Genomic DNA, 5,307 nt, shown 5'->3' on the forward strand with positions numbered 1-5,307 from the left:
TCACTCAACCCAACCTTGTATCTCTTCTTGATGAGTGTTTAGCTAGCACTTGTCACATCGGAAGACAGTGAGCTCGTACCCAACCAGAGTGTGAAAATGCTGTGACGTAGATTGAGCCCTGACTTCCTAACCTCCATTAAACTGAATGGTATCCTAGCGCCCCAACTAAGGGTGACGCTGCATGTACAAGGGGAGTAGATAGAGATGAAAGCTTTTATTGGCATTGATGTGGGTAAAGAAAAGTTAGATATTTCCTGGCTACGCGATGTAGTCAAAAGTAAAAAGAAAACGAAGATTTTTAAAAATAACCCGAAGGGCTATCAAGAGTTAGTTGCCTGGTTGATAAAGAATACAAATTTAGAAGCACAAGATATTGTTATTACAACAGAGCCCACAGGTGTTTATAGCGAGCCGCTGATGTATTTCCTATATGAGCAAGGATTTATTTTATTACATGTAAATCCTGGTAAAGCAAAACAGTACGCAAGTTCATTAGGGCTTGTCCATAAGACAGACAAGTCAGACGCCACAATGCTTGCTCGTTATGGTCATGACCAACAGCACTCACTTTTAAGTTGGCAGCCTGAGCCTGTTGAAGCGAGAGAGTTAAAAGTAATGACGCGTAGACTTGAAGCACTTGAGCAAGACTTACGTCGCGAAGAAAATCGTTATGAAGCTGTTGGTTTCTCAGGTGCATCTACTCGAGTTACTCAGTCAATTGAAGATATGATAGCTGTACTAAAAACTGAGATGGGTAAGCTAAAAAATGACATTGATGAGCATATTGATAGACACCCACAATTAAAAAAGAACCGCCAATTGCTTCAAAGTATCAAAGGTGTTGGAGAGGTAATATCACGTATGATGGTGTCCTTGATGGCATGTAAACAGTTTAAAAATGCCAAGCAATTAGCTTGTTACTTAGGCTTAATACCTAAGCTTAATGAGTCAGGCAAACGGGCTGGAAAAACAACCTTAAGCAAAGAAGGGCCTGGGTATATAAGGGCTAAATTGTATATGGCTGCTGTAGTAGCTGTACAACATAATCCAGATATAAAAGCCCAAAATAAGCGATTAGTGGAGCAAGGTAAAACAAAAATGCAGGCAATTGGTGCTGCAATGAGAAAGCTGACACATATCTGTTTTGGTGTTGTGAAGAATCAAACTGAATATCAGCCCCAAGCTATTTAAAGAAAGCTTGAGGCTGATTAGAAGAGATGGTATCTACGCAGCTATAAACATGAGCCTAGCGCTAAATAAATCATTGTTCATGATTACTGCTTTAAAAGCCGCTTTTCTGGATTGTTTAAGTACTTTAAGCCAATGGTAACTATGCGTGTATGTACCATTGTTATAACGCGTATTTGCACATTGCCAATAACAACAATAGCGCCTTTACTGACTTCTCCTGAAAGCTTTTGGTTAATTACTTCTTCCAAGCTTATCTCTTCTGGGGCGTCTATGTGCATGTGATAAGAGTAAAATATATCGCCTACCAACGTTACCCCTTTCACTTTAAGTTCGTTGTGGGCTAAGTGGCTATCTTGATGGTTTGTTTTATCGGTTGCTGTAAAAACTAAATCAACAAAAGGTCTGTTATCTGGTTTTAAAACAACAAATAAATGATCGTTTGGTTTTAACTTAGTTGAGCCTCGTGGCGGTATGATTGACGGACCCCGTGTGATCATAGCAACAACCACACTCTCAGGAAGTGCAGCATGTGACAAGCTACGCCCAGAAACCCGAGAAACGTCACTTAAAGTGTATTCTACAATTTCTATATCAATATCGTTTAGTGCTGTGATTTCGAGCGTTGCAGCAGCCAAATCAGGTGGCGGCTCTACTAAATTTAGTTTTTTAGCCATCCACGGCATTGTTGAGCCCTGTAACGTGGCTGAAATTAACACCACGAAAAAAACAACATTAAAAATAAGCTCTGCCCCTGAAAGACCAAATAGTAATGGGAATATAGCTAAAATAATGGGCACTGAGCCTCTAAGGCCAACCCAAGATACAAACAAGGTTTCGCGATTGTTAAAACCAAACAGTTTTAAAATAGGCGCTACCGCTAATGGGCGAGCAACAAAAATAAGTGCCAGTGCAATAAGCAACCCTTCTAACCATACGTCAACCAACGACGACGGGTTAATAAGGAGTCCTAATACAACAAACATGGTTATTTGCCCAAGCCATGCTAAGCCGTCATGAAACAGAAAAATACCGCGTTTATATACAAATTTGCTGTTACCTAAAATAACACCCGTTATAAATACAGCTAAAAATCCACTACCGCCAAGCGTTGCAGAAAGGCCAAAAGAAAGCAGCCCAAATGCGGTTACCATCACTAAATACAAACCCGATGCATTTAGTTTAATTCGATTAATAAACCAAACCGATACCTTACCAATTAAAAGACCACAAATAGCGCCAACACCCATTTGTTGAGCAAATAACTGTAGTAAATCCAGCCCTATTGGCATGTCGTTAACGAGCATTTCGAGCAATCCAACCGTTAGAAAAATAGCCATTGGATCGTTCGAGGCACTTTCTATTTCAAGGGTAGATTTAAGCTTTTTATTTAAGTGAATACCCGCACTTCGTAAAAGCGCAAACACTGCGGCAGCATCTGTAGAGCCAACAATAGCGCCTAGTAAAACACCTTGTAATATGGGCAGGTCTAAAATATAAGTGGCCACAAGGCCTGTAATTACGGCGGTAAATAACACCCCAACGGTTGCTAAAGCAGATGCGGGTTTCCACACTTGTTTTATTGAACTGGTAGGCGTTTGTAAGCCGCCATCAAATAGAATAATGGCAAGCGCAAGAGTACCCAGAGCATGTGCAGCCTCTGCGTTGTCGAATGAAATACCTGCAATACCGTCTTCACCTGCGAGCATACCTACAAGTAAAAATAGCACCAGCACCGGTAAGCCAACGCGTGCAGATAACTTGCTCGAGATCACTCCTAGTAAAATTAAAATGGCACTAACGAGAATGATATTATCAATTGCAAACATAGTGTGGATTTACAGCCTTATATGAGTTGAAAAGTAAGAATTTATAGCTATTAAAAAGCTTAAAGCTCATGCTATACAATAACCTAAAAAATATAAATACGGGTACTTAAGTCCATATTTAAATAGTTTATTTAATATCTAGAGCGTCGTTAAGCTTGGTATTACTCGGCTCGGTCTTAATTTAAAAACAAAAAAGCCTGCAATAAGCAGGCTTTTCAATAATCATAAGTTACAGGTATAACGTATTTACACTTTCTTTTAAAACGCTGCTTACAGTCTAATCTTATGAAAGTCCATGCTCGATATCCCTAAAGGTCCATTGACCATTAGGATCTGCTATATCAATTAACTCACACGCTTTTTTATTCCAAGCGGCTAGCCATGTAATATAATTTGTTAGTTGGTGATAAGCTCGGTCTGGCGCATCAGAGCGAATTCTAGACATTGAAAAACCTGAATACGTAGCACCACTTCCTACCCAACTAACAATTGATGAAACAGCTCCACCGCCTGGAACTACAAAACCAACAGTCGTTGTTACTAGCCCTAATATAGTCGCTGTTTTTTCAACAGCATTACCTGTCTTCATTATGTCGCCGCTTATAACAGGATGTAGCAAAGCCAACAAGTTAACTGCTTGTGGCTGATTAGAAGCAACTGCAACATCATTTGACGTTTTTGAAGTATTTGTAGGTGCACCTCTTCCTCGCATTGCAGGAAGTAAGCTATTAAAGGATTTTTGGCTACTATTACTTGTTGAAAAAGTAACTGATTGTGTACTTAAGCCACCTGCTTTAACTCTTTTTTCATCGCGTGGTGTTACAGTTGATTTATAAGTTCGTTGTAATCGACGATAAACAGCTGCACTACATTGCGTCATTTGTATTGCTAAAGCAGCTTGATCTTTAAAGGCTTTACCAATTGCACGTTCAGAAAGTTGCGTTAGCTGTGTTTTTTTCTTTAGCGCATGTTGACCGATAATAATATCCATAAAAATGTCCTTATTTATTATTTAATTGTCGAAATCATATCATTTAAAGTTAGGTAGAGAAATCCTAAGAAGTTAATTTCTGTAATGATTTTAGGTATAAGAAAAATTACTTTTTGAGTATTTAACTTGAGTTTCTTTAACTGAGAAATACCTTATATTTAAACAATCACTATCTGTAAAAATAAGCCCTTCACTAGGCTAACTTAGTGAATTATCTGCGGCTTAACATTACTAAAATCACTGTTAATCGTAATCTCTACATTATCAGGTTTTATAGCAACATCGCTTAGACCTGTACTAGTAAAATACTCTTCGAAGCTCTGCCGATACTCAAGATAAACCTGCTTATATGCAGTAATAAATAAACTCAGCTTTTTAGCTATAGTTGGATACTTAGCTGCAAGGTCTCGTAGCTTTTCAGGCTCAGAAAAAGCAAATTCGGCGAAAATATTAAAGTCGTTCTCAATATTAGTTTTACCGTAGGTAGATAAAAATCCATTTTCATAATCAGGCCCTATACTTCTATCTTGCGTTAAAGCCTCATAATTCGAGGAAGCAGGACTCCAACTTTCAGGCAACAGACCTTGCCATGCAAGATTAACAAAAGGGGAGCGTAAATAAATCAAAGAACTAAGCTCGTGATGAACTCCCCGTAACGAATTTCCATAATTGAAGTTAGTACCGTTCTTATCTGAGATATTTGCTAGTATTATAAAATTTCTTGAATATGTTCCCCCCGCTTCAGCCCCCTCCATGAGCATAGGTCCTGAAATATAAATAGCATTAATAAATTTGGAAACAAAGCCTTCAGGATAAACCTCCAGCGCGGTTTCAATGCCATCAAGTGACTCTGAAGAATCCTCCAAAGAAGTGCTTTCCATTTCAAGTGTAGGCGGCTTGCCTCCAATTCCTAAAAATTGTTCAGGAAAAAATAAACGAGTATCGCCAGCCTTAATATCGAGCTGATATGTTTTTGCTAGTCTATTAGCTTGTTCTATTTCACTTTCTAGGTAAGAGCATGCGTTCAGAAATAATAAAAAACTAAAAAAGACAAAAGCTTTATTTTTCATTTAAACAATCCTTGTTTTATGCTCTAAAAAAGCCTGCATAGTTGCAGGCTTTTAGGTAATTATTATTGCTCGTTTATTAAAGCATTACTTCTATAGTACGCTCTTATAAAACAATTATGCTTGTTACTAAGTACGCTAAAAATGTAAGGCCACCACCAAATAAGGCGTACGGTAGCTGCGTTTTAACGTGGGTGAGTAAGTCACATCCCGATGCAATAGCCGATACAGC

General features: G+C 38.5%; 4 protein-coding genes. 1 reads left to right on the plus strand and 3 read right to left on the minus strand.

Going from position 1 to position 5,307, the window contains the following annotated elements; all coding sequences use genetic code 11:
* Positions 1-204 precede the first annotated feature (204 nt).
* Positions 205-1,191: an IS110 family transposase gene (locus tag L656_RS0109645; RefSeq protein ID WP_024599051.1), complete on the plus strand. Its 987-nt coding sequence runs from the start codon at positions 205-207 to the stop codon at positions 1,189-1,191.
* An 83-nt stretch (positions 1,192-1,274) separates the two neighbouring features.
* Here the strand turns inward: L656_RS0109645 and L656_RS0109650 are convergent, their stop codons facing one another.
* The 3 genes from L656_RS0109650 to L656_RS0109660 form a co-directional block, all read right to left on the minus strand.
* On the minus strand, positions 1,275-3,017 hold the full coding sequence (locus L656_RS0109650; RefSeq protein ID WP_024599052.1) for a potassium/proton antiporter: 1,743 nt from the start codon (positions 3,015-3,017) through the stop codon (positions 1,275-1,277).
* 283 nt (positions 3,018-3,300) lie between these two features.
* Positions 3,301-4,008, minus strand: a complete 708-nt coding sequence (locus L656_RS0109655; RefSeq protein ID WP_024599053.1) for a hypothetical protein — start codon at positions 4,006-4,008, stop codon at positions 3,301-3,303.
* 203 nt (positions 4,009-4,211) lie between these two features.
* On the minus strand, positions 4,212-5,078 hold the full coding sequence (locus L656_RS0109660) for a hypothetical protein (RefSeq protein WP_024599054.1): 867 nt from the start codon (positions 5,076-5,078) through the stop codon (positions 4,212-4,214).
* Positions 5,079-5,307 lie beyond the last annotated feature (229 nt).

It is taken from the genome of Pseudoalteromonas sp. TAE56, assembly GCF_000497955.1.
In the GTDB taxonomy this organism is placed as follows: domain Bacteria; phylum Pseudomonadota; class Gammaproteobacteria; order Enterobacterales; family Alteromonadaceae; genus Pseudoalteromonas.

Coding starts and splice junctions, on each gene's coding strand:
- L656_RS0109650 (WP_024599052.1), bottom strand. CDS start 3,017: ATGTTTGCAATTGATAATATCATTCTCGTTAGTGCCATTTTAATTTTA.
- L656_RS0109655 (WP_024599053.1), bottom strand. CDS start 4,008: ATGGATATTATTATCGGTCAACATGCGCTAAAGAAAAAAACACAGCTA.
- L656_RS0109660 (WP_024599054.1), bottom strand. CDS start 5,078: ATGAAAAATAAAGCTTTTGTCTTTTTTAGTTTTTTATTATTTCTGAAC.
- L656_RS0109645 (WP_024599051.1), top strand. CDS start 205: ATGAAAGCTTTTATTGGCATTGATGTGGGTAAAGAAAAGTTAGATATT.